Below are 16,755 nucleotides of genomic sequence, written 5' to 3'. Positions count from 1 at the left end.
CGGGAAGGGGCCTTTGCCGTGCCCTCAGCCGAACTGGGCGTGCCCTCAGCCGAACTGCCGTGCTCTCAGCCGAACTGGAGGGAGCGCTTCGCCAGCCCCATCCAGAAGCCGTCGATGACGCTGCGCTGGGTGGGCAGGTCGTCCTCGGCGGCGCCGAGGGTGACGAACAGCGGCGCGAAGTGCTCGGTACGGGGGTGGGCCAGCCGCCCCGCGGGCGACTTGTGCGCGAAGTCCAGCAGCGCGTCGACGTCCTGCGCCGCCAGCGCCTCGCGCCCCCAGGCGTCGAACTCCGCCGACCACGCCGGCGGGCCGTCGCCGGTGTGCCGCAGCGCGGCCAGGTTGTGCGTGAAGAAGCCGCTGCCGACGATCAGCACGCCCTCCGCGCGCAGCGGCGCGAGCCGGCGGCCGAGCGCGAGCAGCCGCCCGGGGTCGAGGGTGGGCAGGGAGACCTGGAGCACGGGGATGTCGGCGTCCGGGTACATCTCCACCAGCGGCACGTACGCGCCGTGGTCGAGGCCGCGGTCGGGGAAGTCCTGCACGCCGTCGCCGGGGGTGCGCAGCAGCTTGCGTACGGACTCGGCCAGCTCGGGGGCGCCGGGGGCGGGGTAGCGGACGCGGTAGTAGCGCTCGGGGAAGCCCCCGAAGTCGTAGACCAGCGGGACGGTGGCGGTGGCGCCGAGGGCGAGCGGGGCCTCCTCCCAGTGCGCGGAGACCACGAGGATCGCGCGCGGGCGGGGCAGGCCGGCGGCCCAGGCGGCCAGCTCGGCCGGCCAGACGGGGTCGTCGGCCAGCGGCGGGGCGCCGTGGGAGAGGTAGAGCGCGGGCATGGTGGGCATGGTGGGTTCGCCGCCTTCCGGTCCCCGTGGGGCCCTGGGGTGCCGGAGCCCGTGCGCTCCGGCGTCCCCGGGCCCCGGCCCTGCTGAAGTTTAGACTTCAACCATACCCGTGCTCGCGCGCGCCCCCGTCAGAACACCGGGTCGATGAGCGCGACCGACTGAAGCGCGGCCACCCGCGCGGTGTCGTCCCCGACGTCCAGCGCGGTGTCCACGAACTTGATCGTGTGCTCGTCGCCGTGCGCCGCCGCCCGGGTCAGCAGCTCGTCCGCCGCCGTCGCCGCGTCCCCCGCCGGCGGCGCGGGGATGCGCTCCGGCGGCAGCGGGGCCGCCGGGCCGTACGACGCGGTGACCGCGGCGCTCGCCGCCCACGCGGCCGCGTAGCTGGGCACCCACAGGTCGCGGGGGAGCGCCGGCAGGGCGCGGAGCACGGCGTTCGGGGCGGTCGCCGCGTGCACCAGCATCACCGGCTCCCCGTGGCCGTACGCCGCATAGCGGTGGACCGCCGCCCGCACCAGCCCGGCCAGCGCCTCGCGGGCCTCCTCCGGGCTACGCGCCGGGGCCAGGGCACCCACCGCAGCCGGCCAGCCGGGCGTCGACTCCGGCGTGAGCTGCGCCAGCCGCTCGCGGATCCCGCCGGCCTGCGCGGGCACCGCGGGCACCGCCGCCAGCGCGGCCTCCGCGGTCGCGGTGCCGGCGGGCACGGGCGCGCTGGGCAGCCGGGCGTAGCGGGCGGCCCAGTAGCCCAGGGCGTGCGCCAGCTCGGTGACGCGGGGCCCGGTGGGGGCCCGGCCGGCGGCCTCGGTGTCCTGGAGGGTACGTACCGCATGACCCGCGCGGATCACGGTGTGCGTGGCGGCGCCGGCCAGCCCGGGCAGCAGCCGCGGCCACCATTCGGCCAGCACCTCGCGCCACGGGCGGGCGTCCAGCTCCCGCGCGAAGTACGCCGGCCAGTCACCCAGCCGCGCCGGGTCGCCCAGCGCCTCCCGCCAGGCGGCGGGGTCGATCGGCCGCGCCTGCGGCGGCATGTCCTCCAGCTTGTCGCGGTACCGGTCCAGCCAGCGGTGCACCGTCGCGGCCCGGTCGCCGTGCACCAGGGCCTCCACGGCCATCGGCCCGTGGTTCGTCAGCCAGCCCTGCCGCTCGGGGCCGGCGGCGTGCAGCCGCTCCAGGGCCTCGTCCAGCACCCCGCTCCCGTCCCCGCGGGTGCTCTTCGGGCCGGTCTCCGTCTGCGCGTCCGCGCGGCTCGTCTCCATGCCGGCGACGCTACGTCCGGCCCCGCCCGGTCCGTAACGGCCGCCGGCCCTAGGTCCCCGTAGGTCTCCGGGCCCAGGCACACCAACCGCTCTTTCCGGCCGCAGGAGCAACCAGAAGGCCCCGCGCGCCGTCTCCTCCAGGGGAGGGCAGCCCAGGACGGTGCTGCCCAGGGGGGAAGGTCACGATGTCGGATGTGACGGGGATCTCACGGAGCAACGGCGGCCGACGCCGGTGAAGGGCGCCGCAGCCCGCCGCCCGCAGGGCCTGACCAGGATCTCTCCGGCTCCGTACGACGCTTCGTACGGCACCTGAGCCTGCCTTGAGGCGGGGCAGGATACTGCAAGATCCCGAAAATCCGGGCACCCGATGGGAATTCTGTCCTGATTCCCCTCGTTGGACAAGGTGGAACAGGGACACCCGGTAGGTGTCGGACCACCGGTAGGAACTCACTCGCAAGGGAGCACGCATGGCAACCCGTGCCGTCGCCCGCCGCCAGGCCGAGACCCCGGCCGGCGGGAAAAGCAGCGCTCGCGGCACTCGCGCCACGAGCGGCGAGATCGCCGACCGCGACCTCGTCGGGATGTATCTCGACGAGATCGCACGGACGCCGCTGCTCGACGCCGCGAAGGAAGTCGAGCTGTCCCTGGACATCGAGGCCGGCGTCTACGCCGAGAAGCTGCTCGCCGGCGAGGCGAAGCCCGAGGCGGTGGACGCACCGAGCGCCGCGGCGAACCGCGAGGAACTCGAAGCGATCGTGGCCCAGGGCGAGCGCGCCAAGGACCTCTTCATCCGCTCGAACCTCCGCCTGGTCGTCGCCGTCGCCCGCCGCTACCCGCGCAGCGGGCTGCCGCTCCTCGACCTGATCCAGGAGGGGAACGCCGGCCTGGTGCGCGCAGTCGAGAAGTTCGACTACAAGAAGGGCTTCAAGTTCTCCACGTACGCGACGTGGTGGATCCGCCAGGCCATCACCCGCTCCATCGCCGACCAGTCCCGCACGATCCGGCTGCCCGTCCACCTCGTGGAGGAGCTGGGCCGGATCCGGCGCGTACAGCGGGAGTTCAACCGCGAGCACGGCCGCGAGCCGGAGCCCGCCGAGGTCGCCGCCGAGCTGGGCTCGACGCCCGAGCGCGTGACGGACGTCCTGGACTGGGCCCGCGACCCGGTCAGCCTCAACATGTCGGTGGACGACGAGGGCGAGACCCAGTTCGGCGACCTGCTGGAGGACACCGGCGCGGACTCGCCGGAGGACTCCGTGCTGGTGATGATGCGCCGCGAGGAGCTGGAAGACCTCATCAGCCGGCTGGAGCCGCGTACGGCGTCGATCATCAAGGCGCGGTACGGCATCGAGGACGGGCGCGAGCGCACGCTCACCGAGGTCGGCAAGCAGCACGGCCTGACCCGCGAGCGGATCAGGCAGATCGAGAAGCACGCGCTGGTCGAGCTGAAGAAGCTCGCCCGCGACACGGGCTTCGACGCGGCGGCGTAACGCCGCCGCACCCCCGAGCGGCCCCCGGTGTCTCCCCCCGGCACCGGGGGCTTCGGCCTGCCCGCTCACCGGTTCACCCCCCGAGCGCGGCGTCGGTCATGTAGGCGGCGGAGGCCAGCGCGAGCAGCAGATAGACCCCCGGGAACGCGATGTTGTGGAAGACGCGCGCCCTGACGTGCGCGGCGACCGCGCCGACGAAGAACAGGGTCAGGCCGGCGCCGGCGGCGACACCGAGCCAGGGCGCCGCCGCCAGCCCGACGACGAGCCCGGCCGCGCCGGCGAGCTTCAGCGTCGCGAGGTAGGGCAGCGCGCGGGCGGGCGTGCGCACGGCGGCGGAGTTCTCCAGCACGAACCCCGCACCGGCGTAGTCGGCGACGGCGATGAACGTGTTGGCCGCGATGCACGCGACCACGGCGGCGAACAGCACGCTCATGCTTCGTACCCGGTCCGGAACGGGATGGTCTGTACGCTCATGGGTGGGCGACTTCCTCGGTGGTGGGCCTGCGGGACGTGAGAGTGGTGGTCTCGTCCGTCCCGACGTCTCCCGCCCCGGAAAGGTGACACCCCCGTGCTCTCGGTTGCGGAGTTCGAAGCGGCCCGGCCGCAGTTGACCGCGGTGGCGTTCCGGCTGCTCGGATCCGTACACGACGCGGAAGACGCCGTACAGACCACCTGGCTCAAGGCATCGACCGCCGCCCCCGGTGACCTGCGCAACCCGGCCGCGTGGCTGACGACCGTGCTCACCCGGGTCTGCCTCGACCACCTGCGCACGCGGCAGCGCCGCCGCGAGGAACCCCTGCTCGCGGAGGCGATCCCCGACGCGGAACTCGCGGCGGACGAGCGCTGCCTGCGGCGGGAGCAGGTCTCCCGCGCGCTGCTGGTGGTCCTCGACCGCCTGACGCCTCCGCAGCGCGTCGCCTACGTCCTGCACGACCTGTTCGACGTGCCGTTCCGTGAGGTGGCGGAGATCCTGGGCACCAGCCCGGCCAACGCGAAGAAGCACGCCAGCCGGGCCCGCGGACGCATCAAGGGCCCGCCGCCCGAGCCCGAGTCCGAGTCCGTCACCGCATCCGCGGGGGGAACCACGGCCGGGGACGCCGCCGTTGTCGACGCGTTCCTCGCCGCGGCGGCCGGCGGCGCCATCGACCGGCTGCTCGCGCTGATGACCGACGACTGCGTACGCACCGCAGACCCCGCCCTCCTGCCGCCCGGCGCCCCGCCCGCGGTCACCGGCGCCACCGCGGTGGCCCGGGAGACGAGGCACTTCGCCGACAGAATCCGCGTCGCCGTGCGCATGCTGGTCGCCGGCAGGCTGGCCCACGTCATCGCCCCGGGCGGTCACGCACTCGCGGTCGTCGACATCGCCACCCGGGACGGACTGGTCACGCGGATCGACATCGGCCGCGTCCCGCCGGGGACCCCGTTCGCACTACCGCCGGGAGGGTCCTGACGCGGAGGGGCGCCGGGAGGGCGGCCCGCGCGCAGGGCCGCCGTGCGGCGGCCGGCCCGCGAGGTGCGCCGCTAGGCGGTGCCGTAGAGGTCGCTGTACGACGGGAAGACGCCGCCCGGGCCGTCGACACTCTCGGCGGCGCGCAGCGCCTTGGCCATGGCGCGGGTCAGGACGTCCGCGCCGGCCGCGAACACCTCGTTGAGAGCACCCGCTTCCTGGTGCACCGCGAAGGCGGGGTCGGCGGCGACGTCGTCGGGGGCCAGCAGCGGCCGGGCGCCGGTGGCGAGGGCGAAGACGGTATCGCCGTCGGAGAGCAGGTGCGCGGGTCGTACGGCCCGGGCGAGACCGTCGTGCGCGGTGCCGGCCAGCTTCTGCGCGTGCGCCTTGCCGAGGGCGGCGTCCGTGGCGACGACGGCCAGCGTCGTGTTCAGCGGCGGCCGGGCCGACGCGGCGAACCGCCGCGCGGTCTCCTCCCGAGCCGCCTCCAACCGCCGCAACGCGGCCACATGCACCTCCGCCGCCGACGCCCCGGCCACGGAGCCCCCGGAAGCGTGCGCCGCGCCCGGCGCACCCGGGGAGACGTCCCCGGGAACCCCGGAGCCTTCGGAGGCCCCGGCTCCCCCGGGAACCCCGGAGCCCTCGGAAACCTCGGGGGGGACCCCCCGCCCCCCATCCCCACCCCTGGTCCTGCCGGGCGTCGCGGGACCGCCCGTGGCGCCGCCGGCGCCGTTCAGCTCGGCGTAGAGCGCGCCCGTGTCCGGGTGCACACCGGAGCCGGCCGCGTTGACGACCGCCAGCGCGGCGACCGTGATGCCGGACGGCAGCACGGCGCTCGCCGAGCCGACCCCGCCCTTCATCGCCCCGCACACCGCGCCCGTGCCCGCGCCGACGTTGCCCTCCACGACCGGGGCACCGGGCGCCGAGGCCGCTGCCCGGGCGGCGGCCTCCCAGCCCATGGCCGCGTCGGGGCGGGCCCGGAAGTCGCCGCCGCGGCCCAGGTCGAACAGCGCGGCCGTCGGCACCACCGGAACCACCTGCGCCGGGTCGGGCCCCACCCGGAAACCGCGGCCCTGCTCCTCCAGCCAGGCCATCACTCCGGAGGCGGCGCCCAGCCCGTACGCGCTGCCGCCCGTCAGTACCACCGCTTCCACGTGCGGCACGATGTTGCGCGGGTCGAGGGCGTCGGTCTCGCGCGTGCCCGGACCGCCACCGCGTACGTCGACCGACGCGACGGCGCCGCCCTCGGGAGCGAGCACCACCGTCGTCCCGGTCAGCCACCCGTTCCCGGTCCGCGACGCATGCCCGACGCGCACCCCCGCCACGTCCGTGATCCCGTCCACGCCCATGCGACGCACCCTAGCCGCCCCCGCGCCCGGGGAGCCTGCTCAGCTCCGGCACCGCGCCCGTATGGCCCGTCCGGCACTCACAGCCGCCCGTCACTCACGCACGTCACGCCCGCACGCACGTCACGCAGGTCCGTCCGTCACGCAGGCCCGTCCGCCGACCGGGCCCCTCCGCGCCCCGACAGCCGCCCGCGCGGCCGGGTCTTGTGACGCCGCCGGCCCGGACCCCGCGGCGCGCTGCCGCGTACCCTGGGGCGTATGAGCACCGAGCCCAAGAACCCGCTCGTCTTCGACGACCCGCTGACGGAGCCGAGTCGCGACGACACCGACGAGGGCTGGGGGGAGCGGCCCGCCGCCGAGGGGAGCGCCGCCGACCTGGCCCGCTTCCTCGACGAGAAGCCGCCGCACCACATCTGACCCCGCACGGGCCCTCCGCGGCGCCGCCCGGACCCGGCCCGGGATCGGCCCCGCCCGACGACCGCCCGCGGCCCTATCTCTGCGTCGGGAACGTCCCGGCTTCCGGGCTCGGCGACCCGCCGTCCCGGCTCGGGAAAGAGCCGTTCCGCTGGGCCACCAGCTCGTCGCGGATCTGCGCCAGCAGCTCGATCTCCGTGGCCTCCGCCGGCGTCTCCGCCACCGCTCCCTTGGCCGCCTGCCGGTCCCTGAGCTTGTTCATCGGCAGGATCATCGCGAAGTACACGACGGCCGCCGTGATGACGAACGTCAGCGTGGCGCTCAGCACCGGTCCCCACAGGATCGAGACGCCCTTGGTGACCTCGCCCTCCGGGCTCGTGGTGCAGACGTCGCTGAAGCAGGAGTGGTACTTGTCGAGGTTCTTCGAGCCGAAGATGCCGACGACGGGGTTGACGACGCCCTTCACCACCGCGTTCACCACGTTCGTGAAGGCGGCGCCGACGACGACGGCGACCGCGAGTTCGATCACGTTCCCGCGCATCAGGAACTGCTTGAACCCGGCGATGACGCCCTGACTGTCCGAGGTGCTCCCGGCACCCTGCGTGCTCAATGCCCTTCCTCGCTTCACTCTCGACGGGTCGGCCGACCCAGCAAGGTATGGCAGAGATACTGGAGGATTGTCCAATCCTCCCCCTCGCACCGGTGACGATCCGCGCAAGTGTCGTCATCGCAGCGTCACCGCCAGCCCTTCGTCGGCAGCGGTGCCGGCCAGCGCCGCGGCCACGGACCGCGGCACGGAGAGCACCACCAGCCCGTCCCCCCACCCCGTCAACCCCGCCGCGCCGGCCCCATGCTCCGCATCCGATACCGTCGCCGCCCCCGGGATCTCCGCCACCCGGGCAGCCCGCGCCACGACCCGCGCCGGGCCGCCGTCCTCGCCGCCGACGGCCAGCACGTCCACCACATCGCCCGGCGCCAGCAGCCCGACCACCCCGGAGTCCGCGATCCGCACCGGCGCCAGCACGTCCCCGCCGACCGCTCCGGCGGACCCTCCGCCGCCCCGGTCCCCGGCGGCCGAGCCGGTGGCGACGCCCGATACCCCGCTTTCCGTGCCGTCCGGCGCGGCGGTGGGCGGCGGGCCCTCCGCGTCGCTGCGCGGCGCCGCGGCCAGCGCCGCTGCCGCCATCGCGAGCAGGGCGGCCAGCAGTCGCCTGCGGTTCGCCACCGCCCGCCGCAGCCGGGCTCCGCGCGCCGGGCGCAGCGGCTCGAACTCCGGCACCCCGCGCGGCGGCGGCGCTCCTCGCGGCAGCGGGCCCGGTCCCGCCGCGAATCCGCCGCCCCCGCTCGAAGCGACCGCCCCGGCCGGGCCGTTGCCACCGGTGTCCGCCGCGCCGTACCGCAAGCCGGTGCCGCGACCGGCGCCGGCATCCGAGCCGGACCAGGCGCCGGAGTCGGAGTCGCGCGGAAGAGGAGGAATAGGAGGAAGGGGAGGAAGGGCCGTAGGGGAGCCGGGACGTGTGCGGGTCAGGGCAGACATGGGGGCCACCACCTGTACGTGACGAGTCGATCGCGTTTCGTGACGCCCCCGACTCTGCCCGATCCCCGCCCGCCCCGCTCCAGCCTGTGGATAACTCCCCGGTTGTGGACAACTTCCGGCGCCCCAGGCGCCCCAGGCGCCCAAGACCTGCCGAGGAAGAGACCCCGAGACGTCGGGCAACCGGCCCCTACGGCAGCTTGACCCCCGGGTCCATCCCCGCCAGCGCCCTCGCGCACAGGCAGTCCCGGTCCGCCGTCGCCGGCAGCCGCCCCACCGCGTCGAACAGCACGTCCCGAAGCCGTCCCACGTTCGCCGCGAAGACCTCCAGCACCTCTTCGTGGGAGACGCCCTCGCCCGTCTCCGCGCCCGCGTCGAGGTCCGTCACCAGCGTCATCGAGGTGTAGCAAAGTTCCAGTTCACGGGCCAGGACCGCCTCCGGGTGCCCGGTCATCCCGACCACGGCCCACCCCTGGGCCCGGTGCCACACCGACTCCGCCCGGGTGGAGAACCGCGGCCCCTCGATGACCACGAGCGTCCCCCCGTCGACCGCCTCCCAGCCGCCCTCGTGCGCCGCCTTCAGCGCGGCCCGGCGCCCCGTGGGGCAGTACGGGTCGGCGAGGCTCACGTGTACGACGTTCGGGGTGGCGCCGTCCGGCAGTTGCTCGCCGTCGAAGTACGTCTGCGCGCGCGACTTCGTACGGTCCACCATCTGGTCCGGCACGAGGAGCGTGCCCGGCCCGTGCTCCGGCTGGAGCCCGCCCACGGCGCACGGCCCCAGCACCTGGCGTACGCCCAGGGAGCGCAACGCCCACAGGTTGGCCCGGTAGTTGATCCGGTGCGGCGGGATGTGGTGCTTGCGGCCGTGCCGGGGCAGGAACGCGACGCGCCGCCCCGCGATCTCGCCGAGGAACAGCGAGTCGCTCGGCGGCCCGTACGGGGTCTCTACCGCGATCTCGGTGACGTCTTCGAGGAACGAGTAGAACCCGGAGCCCCCGATGACGCCGATCTCTGCCTGCACTGCCGCTGCCTCAGCCATGCCGCAACGATAGCCGCAGCCGGCGCCGCGCCCCTCAGGCCGCGGACGTGCCGCTCGACGACTTGGACGCCTTGGACGACGACGAGGAACCCGACGACGAGGACGAGGACGAGGACGAATCCGAAGAAGAAGAGGAGGAAGAAGACGAGGACGACGAGGAGGAGGACGAAGTCGAGGACTCCGAACCCTTCTTCTCACCCGACGACCCCGAACCGGACCCGGACCCGCCGGAACCCGAGCCGCTCGACGAACCGCTGCGGCTGTCCGTCCGGTAGAACCCGGAGCCCTTGAAGACGACGCCGACCGCGGAGAACACCTTGCGCAGCCGCCCCTGGCAGGCGGGGCACACCGTCAGCGCGTCATCGGTGAACTTCTGCACCGCTTCGAGGCCCTCGCCGCACTCGGTGCACTGGTACTGGTAGGTCGGCACGTGCTTCCTCCTGGCACTCTCAACTGTTGAGTGCTAACGACGCTTCATCATGCAGCATTCCCGCCCGTCAGTCCACCGGCGCAGGTGCCGGCCGGCCGGAGCCACGGACGGTGATCATCCCGTGGCTGTCCGCAGGCCGCAACCGCCGCCGGAGCAGCAGCAGTGCGGCGCACGCGAGCGCGGTCGCCGCCAGCGGTACGAGGAACCCGGCGCTCGGCCCCGGCCCGTCGACCAGCCGGCCGGCCGCGGTCGTCGCGGCGGCCTGCCCCAGCGCGACGGCGCCCGCCAGCCACGTGAAAGCCTCCGTACGCGCCTCCTTGGGCACCAGCGCGTCCGCCAGCGTGAAGCCCGTGATCAGCGCGGGCGCGATGCACACGCCGACCGCCAGGCCCAGGCCGCCGAGCGCCACCGCCGACTCCAGCCCGGCGACCGCCCACAGCCCGGAGGCGGTGGCCACCAGCAGCGGGTACGCGACGAGCAGGCGCCGCCGCGCGGGGCCGCGCCAGTGGACCATGCCGACGACCACGCCGGCCAGCATGTTGCCGGCGGCGAAGACCCCGTACAGGACCCCGCTCAGACCGGGGCGGCCGATCGACTCGCTGAACGCCGTCAGCGACACCTGCATCCCGCCGAAGACCGCGCCGATCCCGAAGAACGCCGCGACCAGCACCGGCAGCGCCGGCGCCCGCAGCGCGGAAGCCCGCCGCTCCGGCCCCCGACCCCTACCCCGGCCCAGGTCCCGGCCCCGGCCCCGGCCCCGAGGCAGGTCCCCGCGCCCCACCGGCGGCGCCGTCCGCCGCTGCGCGGCGAACAGCAGCCCGCCGGCCAGCGTCAGCACCCCCTCGGCCAGCAGCCCCGCCGCCGGGTGCACGCCCGTGCACAGCGCCGCGGCGAGCACCGGACCGACGACGAACGTGAACTCGTCCGTCACCGACTCGAAGGCCGTCGCCGTGTGCTGGAGCGGGCTGCGCGGATCCGGCCCGGCGGCGAAGAGATGCGACCAACGGGCCCGTACCATCGGGCCGATCTGCGGTATGGAGGCGCCCGTCGGCACCGCCGCGGCCACCAGCGCCCACCCCGGCGCACCGGCCAGGGCGAGGACGCTCAGCACGACCACCGAGGCGGCGTGCAGCAGCACGCTCGGCAGCAGTACTGCGGGCTGTCCGAAGCGGTCGGCGAGTCTGCCGCCGACGGGCGCGCAGAACGCCATGGCCAGACCCGCCGTGGCGGCCACCGTGCCGGCCAGGGTGTACGAGCCCGAGGTGTGCTCGACCAGCAGCACGATGCTCATGGTCAGCATGGCGAACGGCTGCCGCGCGGCGAAGCCGGGGAGGACGAAGCTCCTGGCGCCCGGCGTACGCAACAACTGACGGTAGCCGGGGCGCGAACCGGGACGCGAAGGCGGACCCGAAAGGGATTCCTGGGGCGGAGGCTGAGACGGGCGCGACACGGCCCGGTCCTTCCTGCTGCCTGGTAGTGCGCCGACCGCGTCGATCACGCCGGGCCGCCCGCCCGGGACCGGGCGGGGGGTGCATTCGTCGGCACGCACCGAGGGCCGTCCGCTGTGCGCACCCGTCGGGCGCGCCGGCCCTGCATCAGACAGAGACATCTGTTCGTACGAATTCCACCCCGACCCTACCGAACGCACCCGCCACCGGACACCGCACGCCCGGGCCCCCACCGCCTCCGGGAGCACTCAGCGAGACCCCAGGGGCCCGGGAAACCCCGGGGAGCCGGGAAACCCCAAAGGGCCCGGGAGGGACCCCGCGAGGCCCGGGGAACCCCGGGAGACCCCGGAGGGCCCCCGGGGGAGACACCCGGCGCCCCGCCTACCCCGTCTCCCGCTCGTCCGCCGCCAGCCACCGCGCCAGCTTGCCGCCCCGCCCCACGTCCCGCAGCCGCTGCTCCGCCGCGTCCCGCACCTCGTCCGTCGCGACCACCAGCAGCTCGTCCCCCTGCCGCAGTATGTCCGTCGGCGACGGTACGAAGCTCGCCCCGTCCCGCACCACCAGCGTCACCGCCGCCCCCGGCGGCAGCCGCAGCTCGCCGACCTCCACGCCGTGCATCCGCGACCGCTCCGGCACCGACAGCGCCAGCAGGTGCCCCCGCACCCGCTCCAGCGGCGCCGACTCGATGCCCAGGTCGTACGCCGCGTCCACGTCCCCGAGCCGCAGCCACCGCGCCACCAGCGGCAGCGTCGGCCCCTGCACCACCGTGTAGACGATGACGAGCACGAAGACGATGTTGAACACGCGCCCCGAGTCGGGGACGTCGTTCACCATGGGGATCGTTGCCAGGACGATCGGCACCGCGCCGCGCAGCCCGCCCCACGACATCAGTGCCTGTTCCCGCCACGGGATGCGGAACGGCAGCAGGCTCACGATCACCGCCGCGGGCCGCGCCACCATCGTCAGCACCAGCCCGACGATCACCGCGGGCAGGATGTCGTCGCCCAGCTCGTGCGGTGTCACCAGCAGCCCGAGCAGTACGAACATCCCGATCTGCGCCAGCCAGCCGACCCCGTCGGCGAAGCCGCGGGTGGCGGACCAGTGCGGCAGTTTCGCGTTCCCCAGCACCATCGCCGCCAGGTAGACCGCCAGGAAGCCGCTGCCGTGCGCCAGGGCGCCGACGGCGTACGCGACTATGGCCAGGGCCATCACCGCGATCGGGTACAGGCCGGAGGCCGGCAGCGCCACGTGCCGCAGGGCCATGGAGCCCAGCCAGCCGATCGCGAGCCCCAGCGCCGCCCCGATGGCCAGCTCCAGCAGGATCTCGCCGAGGAGCACGTACCAGCTCTCGATGTGCCCGGAGGTGGAGAAGGCGACGACCAGGATGACCACGGGGGCGTCGTTGAAGCCGGACTCGGCCTCCATCACGCCCGTGACCCGTTTCGGCAGCGGCACCTTGCGCAGCACGGAGAACACCGCCGCGGCGTCCGTGGAGGAGACGACGGCGCCCATGATGAGCGCCTGCTTCCACTCCAGGCCGACCAGGTAGTGCGCGCCGGCCGCCGTCACGCCGACGCTGGCGGCGACGCCGACGGTGGACAGTGCTGCCGCCGCGGGCAGGGCGGGTTTGATCTCACTCCACTTCGTGCTGAGGCCGCCTTCGGCGAGGATCAGCGCGAGGGCCGCGTAGCCGAAGACCTGGGTGAGTTCGGCGTCGTCGAAGCCGTAGCCGAACAGTCCGTCCTCGCCGACGAGGACACCGATGCCCATGTACAGCAGGAGGCTGGGCAGGCCGCTGCGGGACGCGAGCCGGACCGCCGCGACCGCGACCAGCAGAACCAGTGCGGCGACGAGCGCGAGCTTGTTGAGTTCTTCGACTGACAGCTTTCTCCCTCTCGTCGATTCGTCCTTGACGGAGAATTTACCCGGAGTGACCGTCCGTCTGCTGCTTCGGGGGACAGCCCAGGGGCCGTACAGAGCCCCTTGACCGGACGCCTAAGGTTGCTCCAGCAAGTGCTCCGCTGGCTCCAGAAGGACAGGCATGCCCGTCAACGAGAACGGCCGCACGGCAGGCAAGAGGCGCCGCCTCATCTACGTCGCGATCGGTCTCGCCACCGTGCTCGTGCTGGGCGTCGGCGCCGCCGCGTTCTGGACCGTCAGCACGGTGCGCGACTCCTTCCCGCAGACCACCGGATCGCTCAAACTGCCGGGCCTGGCCTCCCCGGTCACGGTCAAGCGCGACGCCCGCGGGGTGCCGACGCTCTACGGGGACACCGCCGAGGACCTCTTCCGGGCGCAGGGTTTCGTGCACGCCCAGGACCGTTTCTGGGAGATGGACGTCCGCCGGCACATGACGTCGGGCCGGCTGTCGGAGATGTTCGGCAAGGAGCAGGTCGACACCGACGAGTTCCTGCGCACGCTGGGCTGGCGGGAGGTGGCGCAGAAGGAGTACGACGAGAAGCTCTCGGCCGACACCAAGAAGAACCTGCGGGCCTACGCCGACGGGGTCAACGCCTACCTCGCGGACCACAGCGGCTCCAGCCTGTCCGTGGAGTACGCCGCCCTGGGGTTCGTCAACGACTACGAGCCGGAGAAGTGGACCCCCGTCGACTCCGTCGCCTGGCTGAAGGCGATGGCGTGGGACCTGCGGGCCAACGTCGAGGACGAGATAGACCGCTCGCTGCTCTCCCAGCGCTTCGACGAGGGCGAGATCGCCGACCTGTACCCGCCGTACCCGTACAAGCGCAACAAGCCCATCGTGGAGGGCGGCTCCGCCTCCGCCGGCGGCTTCGACCCGCAGGGCGCCGGGGACGCCGAAGGGGCGCAGAACACGTACAGCGCCGCCTCGCAGGGCCTCAGCAGCCAGATGGGCTCGCTGGCGAAGACCATGGACGACATCCCCGCCCTCCTCGGCCCCAGCGGCAGCGGCATCGGCTCCAACTCCTGGGTGGTCTCCGGCGACCTGACCACCACCGAGAAGCCGCTCCTCGCGAACGACCCGCACCTGTCCGCGCAGCTTCCGTCCGTCTGGTATCAGATGGGCCTTCAGTGCACGAGGGTCAGCGACGACTGCCCGTACGAGGTCAGCGGCTTCTCCTTCTCCGGCATGCCCGGCGTCGTCATAGGCCGCAACGCCGACATCTCCTGGGGGCTGACCAACCTCGGTGCCGACGTCGCCGACCTGTATCTGGAGAAGGTCGAGGACGACGGCTACCTGTACGACGGCGAGTCGCGCGAGTTCGGCACCCGCGAGGAGCTGATCAAGGTCGCGGGCGGCGAGGACAAGCGCATCACCGTACGGACCACGCGCAACGGCCCGGTGATCTCCGACCGCAGCGACGAGATGGCCGAGGTCGGCAAGGAAGCCCCCGTGGGCAACTCCGCGCCCGACCGCGGCGACGGCTACGCCGTCTCGCTGCGCTGGACCGCACTGGAGCCGTCCAGCACCATGGACGCCGTCTTCGGCATCAACAGGGCCGCGGACTTCGAGGAGTTCCGCGACGCCGCCCGCGACTTCGCGGTGCCCTCGCAGAACCTCGTCTACGCCGACACCGACGGCAACATCGGCTACCAGGCGCCCGGCAAGATCCCGCGGCGCGGCAGCGGCGACGGCAGCCTGCCCGCGCCCGGCTGGGACCCGGCGTACTCCTGGGACGGCTACATCCCCTTCGACGCGCTGCCCTGGGAGCTGAACCCCGAGCGCGGCTACGTCGTCACCGCCAACCAGGCCGTCGTCGACGAGAACGACTACCCGTACCTGCTGACGACCGACCCCGGCTACGGCACCCGCAGCCAGCGCATCTCCGACCTCATCGAGGGGAAGATCAAGGACGGCGGGAAGATCTCCCCGGACGACATGCGCACCATGCAGCTCGACAACCACAGTGAGATCGCCGCACTCCTCACCCCGCTGCTGCTGGACATCGAGATCGACGACCCGATGGTGCGCGAGGCCCAGGACCTGCTGAAGGACTGGGACTACAGCCAGGACACCGACTCCTCCGCCGCCGCGTACTTCAACGCCACCTGGCGCAGCATCCTCAAGCTCGCCTTCGGCGACAAGATGCCCAAGGAGCTGCGCCCGGACGGCGAGTGCCTGAGCGTGCCGCCCGCCAACCCGGCGGCCGACCCCGACGGTCCCGCCACCGTGCGCGAGTGCGGCGAGCGCGACGCGGACGCCGCCCAGCCGGACGGCGGCGACCGGTGGTTCGAGGTCGTACGGACCATCCTCAAGGACGAGGACAACCGCTGGTGGAAGACCACCGGCAGCGACGGCGAACCCCTCGACGAGAACCGCGACGAGCTGCTTGAGCACGCCATGAACGACGCCCGCTGGGAGCTGACCGCCGAGCTGGGCAAGGACATCGACACCTGGTCCTGGGGCCGGCTGCATCAACTGATGCTGCGCAACCAGACGCTGGGCACCGAGGGTCCCGGCGTCGTGCAGTGGCTGCTCAACCGCGGCCCGTGGAACCTCAGCGGCGGCGAGGCCGCCGTCAACGCCACCGGCTGGAACGCGGCCGGCGGGTACGACGTGCTGTGGGTGCCGTCGATGCGGATGGTGGTGGACCTGGCGGACCTCGACGGCTCGGGCTGGGTCAACCTCTCCGGCGCCTCGGGGCACGCCTTCCACCCGCACTACACGGACCAGACGACGGCGTGGGCCAAGGGCGAGCTGTACGACTGGGCCTTCACCGACGAGGCGGTGGAGAAGGCCGCGGAGGACACGATGACGCTGTCGCCGTGAGGGGTACGTCCCCGGTCCCCGGTCCCCGGCCCTCGGTCCGCGGCGCGGCTACGACGGCGGGAAGCGGTGCACCGCGGAGGGCGTGACGGCGGCGGTCACGGGGCGGTCGTGGGGCTCGGCGGGTACGTGGTCGAGGACTTCGCCCTCGTAGAGGAGCACGACGAGAGCGGGCCCGGCGCCGGGGGGCGTGGGGGCGGTGGGCCCGGCGGCTGACGGCGTGTCGGCGGTGGGCGTGGCGGCGGACGGCATGTCGGCGGTGGGCCCGGCCGCGTACGGCGCGGTGGCGGCCAGCCGCGCCAGCACCCGGTCGTACGACCCGCCGCCCCGCCCCAGCCGCATCCCCCGGCCGTCGACGGCCAGCCCCGGCAGCAGCACCGCCTCCGCCGCCCGCACCGCCGCCGGCCCCAGCCGCGGCCCGGCCGGCTCCAGCAGCCCGCGCCCGGCGGGCCGCAGCGCGTCCGGGCCGCCGTACTCGGCCCAGTCGAGGTCGTCGTCCGCCAGCAGCACCGGCAGCAGCACCGCCGTGCCGCGCCCCCGCAGCGCCTCCAGCAGCTCCCGCGTCGCCGGCTCGCGCCCCACCGACACGTACGCCGCGACCGTCCGCGCCTCCGCCAGCTCCGGCAGCTCCAGCGCCCGCCGGGCCAGCCGCCGCCCCGCCGCCTCGGCCTCACCCGGCGGCACGGCGGCGCGTGCCGCGAGTAGGGTGCGGCGCAACGCCGCCTTTCTGGCCTGGTCGCTGCCCACTTGTCCGTACCTACCCTTATGGTGCTGAAC

15 protein-coding genes are annotated in these 16,755 nt (G+C 74.1%); 4 read left to right on the top strand and 11 right to left on the bottom strand.

Annotated features, from left to right (window positions below; all coding sequences use genetic code 11):
- Positions 1 to 65 precede the first annotated feature (65 nt).
- Together QBL21_RS30470 and QBL21_RS30465 are read right to left on the bottom strand one after the other, a co-directional pair.
- Positions 66 to 836 (bottom strand): dioxygenase, encoded by a 771-nt coding sequence (locus tag QBL21_RS30470; RefSeq protein ID WP_407565448.1) that lies wholly within the window; start codon positions 834 to 836, stop codon positions 66 to 68.
- A 128-nt stretch (positions 837 to 964) separates the two neighbouring features.
- Positions 965 to 2,089 carry a questin oxidase family protein gene (locus QBL21_RS30465; protein ID WP_407565447.1) on the bottom strand — a complete coding sequence of 375 codons (1,125 nt, stop codon included), beginning with the start codon at positions 2,087 to 2,089 and terminating at the stop codon, positions 965 to 967.
- A gap of 467 nt (positions 2,090 to 2,556) precedes the next feature.
- Between QBL21_RS30465 and QBL21_RS30460 the strand changes: the two genes are divergently transcribed.
- Positions 2,557 to 3,576 carry an RNA polymerase sigma factor RpoD/SigA gene (locus QBL21_RS30460; RefSeq protein WP_407565446.1) on the top strand — a complete coding sequence of 340 codons (1,020 nt, stop codon included), beginning with the start codon at positions 2,557 to 2,559 and terminating at the stop codon, positions 3,574 to 3,576.
- Positions 3,577 to 3,649: 73 nt separating this feature from the next.
- Here QBL21_RS30460 and QBL21_RS30455 read toward each other — a convergent pair whose 3' ends face one another.
- Positions 3,650 to 4,009, bottom strand: coding sequence for a DoxX family protein (locus tag QBL21_RS30455; RefSeq protein ID WP_407565445.1), 360 nt, complete (start codon positions 4,007 to 4,009; stop codon positions 3,650 to 3,652).
- 135 nt (positions 4,010 to 4,144) lie between these two features.
- On the opposite strand from QBL21_RS30455, the gene QBL21_RS30450 reads away from it, so the two are divergent.
- Positions 4,145 to 5,026 carry a sigma-70 family RNA polymerase sigma factor gene (locus tag QBL21_RS30450; RefSeq protein WP_407565444.1) on the top strand — a complete coding sequence of 294 codons (882 nt, stop codon included), beginning with the start codon at positions 4,145 to 4,147 and terminating at the stop codon, positions 5,024 to 5,026.
- 71 nt (positions 5,027 to 5,097) lie between these two features.
- Here the strand turns inward: QBL21_RS30450 and QBL21_RS30445 are convergent, their stop codons facing one another.
- On the bottom strand, positions 5,098 to 6,372 hold the full coding sequence (locus QBL21_RS30445; RefSeq protein ID WP_407565443.1) for a P1 family peptidase: 1,275 nt from the start codon (positions 6,370 to 6,372) through the stop codon (positions 5,098 to 5,100).
- 255 nt (positions 6,373 to 6,627) lie between these two features.
- Here QBL21_RS30445 and QBL21_RS30440 point away from each other — a divergent pair, with 255 nt between their 5' ends.
- Entirely contained in the window at positions 6,628 to 6,786 is a 159-nt protein-coding gene (locus QBL21_RS30440) for a hypothetical protein (protein WP_407565442.1), read from the top strand.
- 73 nt (positions 6,787 to 6,859) lie between these two features.
- Here the strand turns inward: QBL21_RS30440 and mscL are convergent, their stop codons facing one another.
- The 6 genes from mscL to QBL21_RS30410 all read right to left on the bottom strand — a co-directional run bounded on the left by mscL (position 6,860) and on the right by QBL21_RS30410 (position 13,118).
- Complete coding sequence (mscL, locus tag QBL21_RS30435) at positions 6,860 to 7,393, bottom strand: large conductance mechanosensitive channel protein MscL (protein WP_407565441.1); 534 nt, start codon at positions 7,391 to 7,393, stop codon at positions 6,860 to 6,862.
- A 114-nt stretch (positions 7,394 to 7,507) separates the two neighbouring features.
- The gene (locus QBL21_RS30430; RefSeq protein ID WP_407565440.1) at positions 7,508 to 8,062 is read right to left on the bottom strand and encodes a hypothetical protein; all 555 of its coding nucleotides are present in this window, start codon (positions 8,060 to 8,062) and stop codon (positions 7,508 to 7,510) included.
- A gap of 445 nt (positions 8,063 to 8,507) precedes the next feature.
- Positions 8,508 to 9,356 (bottom strand): S-methyl-5'-thioadenosine phosphorylase, encoded by an 849-nt coding sequence (locus tag QBL21_RS30425; protein WP_407565439.1) that lies wholly within the window; start codon positions 9,354 to 9,356, stop codon positions 8,508 to 8,510.
- A gap of 34 nt (positions 9,357 to 9,390) precedes the next feature.
- Positions 9,391 to 9,786 (bottom strand): FmdB family zinc ribbon protein, encoded by a 396-nt coding sequence (locus QBL21_RS30420; protein ID WP_407565438.1) that lies wholly within the window; start codon positions 9,784 to 9,786, stop codon positions 9,391 to 9,393.
- Positions 9,787 to 9,853: 67 nt separating this feature from the next.
- Positions 9,854 to 11,152, bottom strand: coding sequence for an MFS transporter (locus QBL21_RS30415; RefSeq protein WP_407565437.1), 1,299 nt, complete (start codon positions 11,150 to 11,152; stop codon positions 9,854 to 9,856).
- 463 nt (positions 11,153 to 11,615) lie between these two features.
- Positions 11,616 to 13,118: a potassium/proton antiporter gene (locus QBL21_RS30410; RefSeq protein ID WP_407566614.1), complete on the bottom strand. Its 1,503-nt coding sequence runs from the start codon at positions 13,116 to 13,118 to the stop codon at positions 11,616 to 11,618.
- A gap of 157 nt (positions 13,119 to 13,275) precedes the next feature.
- Here QBL21_RS30410 and QBL21_RS30405 point away from each other — a divergent pair, with 157 nt between their 5' ends.
- The gene (locus tag QBL21_RS30405; RefSeq protein WP_407565436.1) at positions 13,276 to 15,981 is read left to right on the top strand and encodes a penicillin acylase family protein; all 2,706 of its coding nucleotides are present in this window, start codon (positions 13,276 to 13,278) and stop codon (positions 15,979 to 15,981) included.
- Between the two features lie 48 nt (positions 15,982 to 16,029).
- Here the strand turns inward: QBL21_RS30405 and QBL21_RS30400 are convergent, their stop codons facing one another.
- Positions 16,030 to 16,725 (bottom strand): 5-formyltetrahydrofolate cyclo-ligase, encoded by a 696-nt coding sequence (locus QBL21_RS30400; RefSeq protein ID WP_407565435.1) that lies wholly within the window; start codon positions 16,723 to 16,725, stop codon positions 16,030 to 16,032.
- Positions 16,726 to 16,755 lie beyond the last annotated feature (30 nt).

Source organism: Streptomyces sp. 184 (genome assembly GCF_045781775.1).
In the GTDB taxonomy this organism is placed as follows: domain Bacteria; phylum Actinomycetota; class Actinomycetes; order Streptomycetales; family Streptomycetaceae; genus Streptomyces.
The sequence above is the reverse complement of the archived record's forward strand: the minus strand, read 5'-3'. Positions and strand labels throughout refer to the sequence as shown.

Coding starts and splice junctions, on each gene's coding strand:
- QBL21_RS30455 (WP_407565445.1), bottom strand. CDS start 4,009: ATGAGCGTGCTGTTCGCCGCCGTGGTCGCGTGCATCGCGGCCAACACG.
- QBL21_RS30445 (WP_407565443.1), bottom strand. CDS start 6,372: ATGGGCGTGGACGGGATCACGGACGTGGCGGGGGTGCGCGTCGGGCAT.
- QBL21_RS30405 (WP_407565436.1), top strand. CDS start 13,276: ATGCCCGTCAACGAGAACGGCCGCACGGCAGGCAAGAGGCGCCGCCTC.
- QBL21_RS30460 (WP_407565446.1), top strand. CDS start 2,557: ATGGCAACCCGTGCCGTCGCCCGCCGCCAGGCCGAGACCCCGGCCGGC.
- QBL21_RS30425 (WP_407565439.1), bottom strand. CDS start 9,356: ATGGCTGAGGCAGCGGCAGTGCAGGCAGAGATCGGCGTCATCGGGGGC.
- QBL21_RS30465 (WP_407565447.1), bottom strand. CDS start 2,089: ATGGAGACGAGCCGCGCGGACGCGCAGACGGAGACCGGCCCGAAGAGC.
- QBL21_RS30440 (WP_407565442.1), top strand. CDS start 6,628: ATGAGCACCGAGCCCAAGAACCCGCTCGTCTTCGACGACCCGCTGACG.
- QBL21_RS30470 (WP_407565448.1), bottom strand. CDS start 836: ATGCCCACCATGCCCGCGCTCTACCTCTCCCACGGCGCCCCGCCGCTG.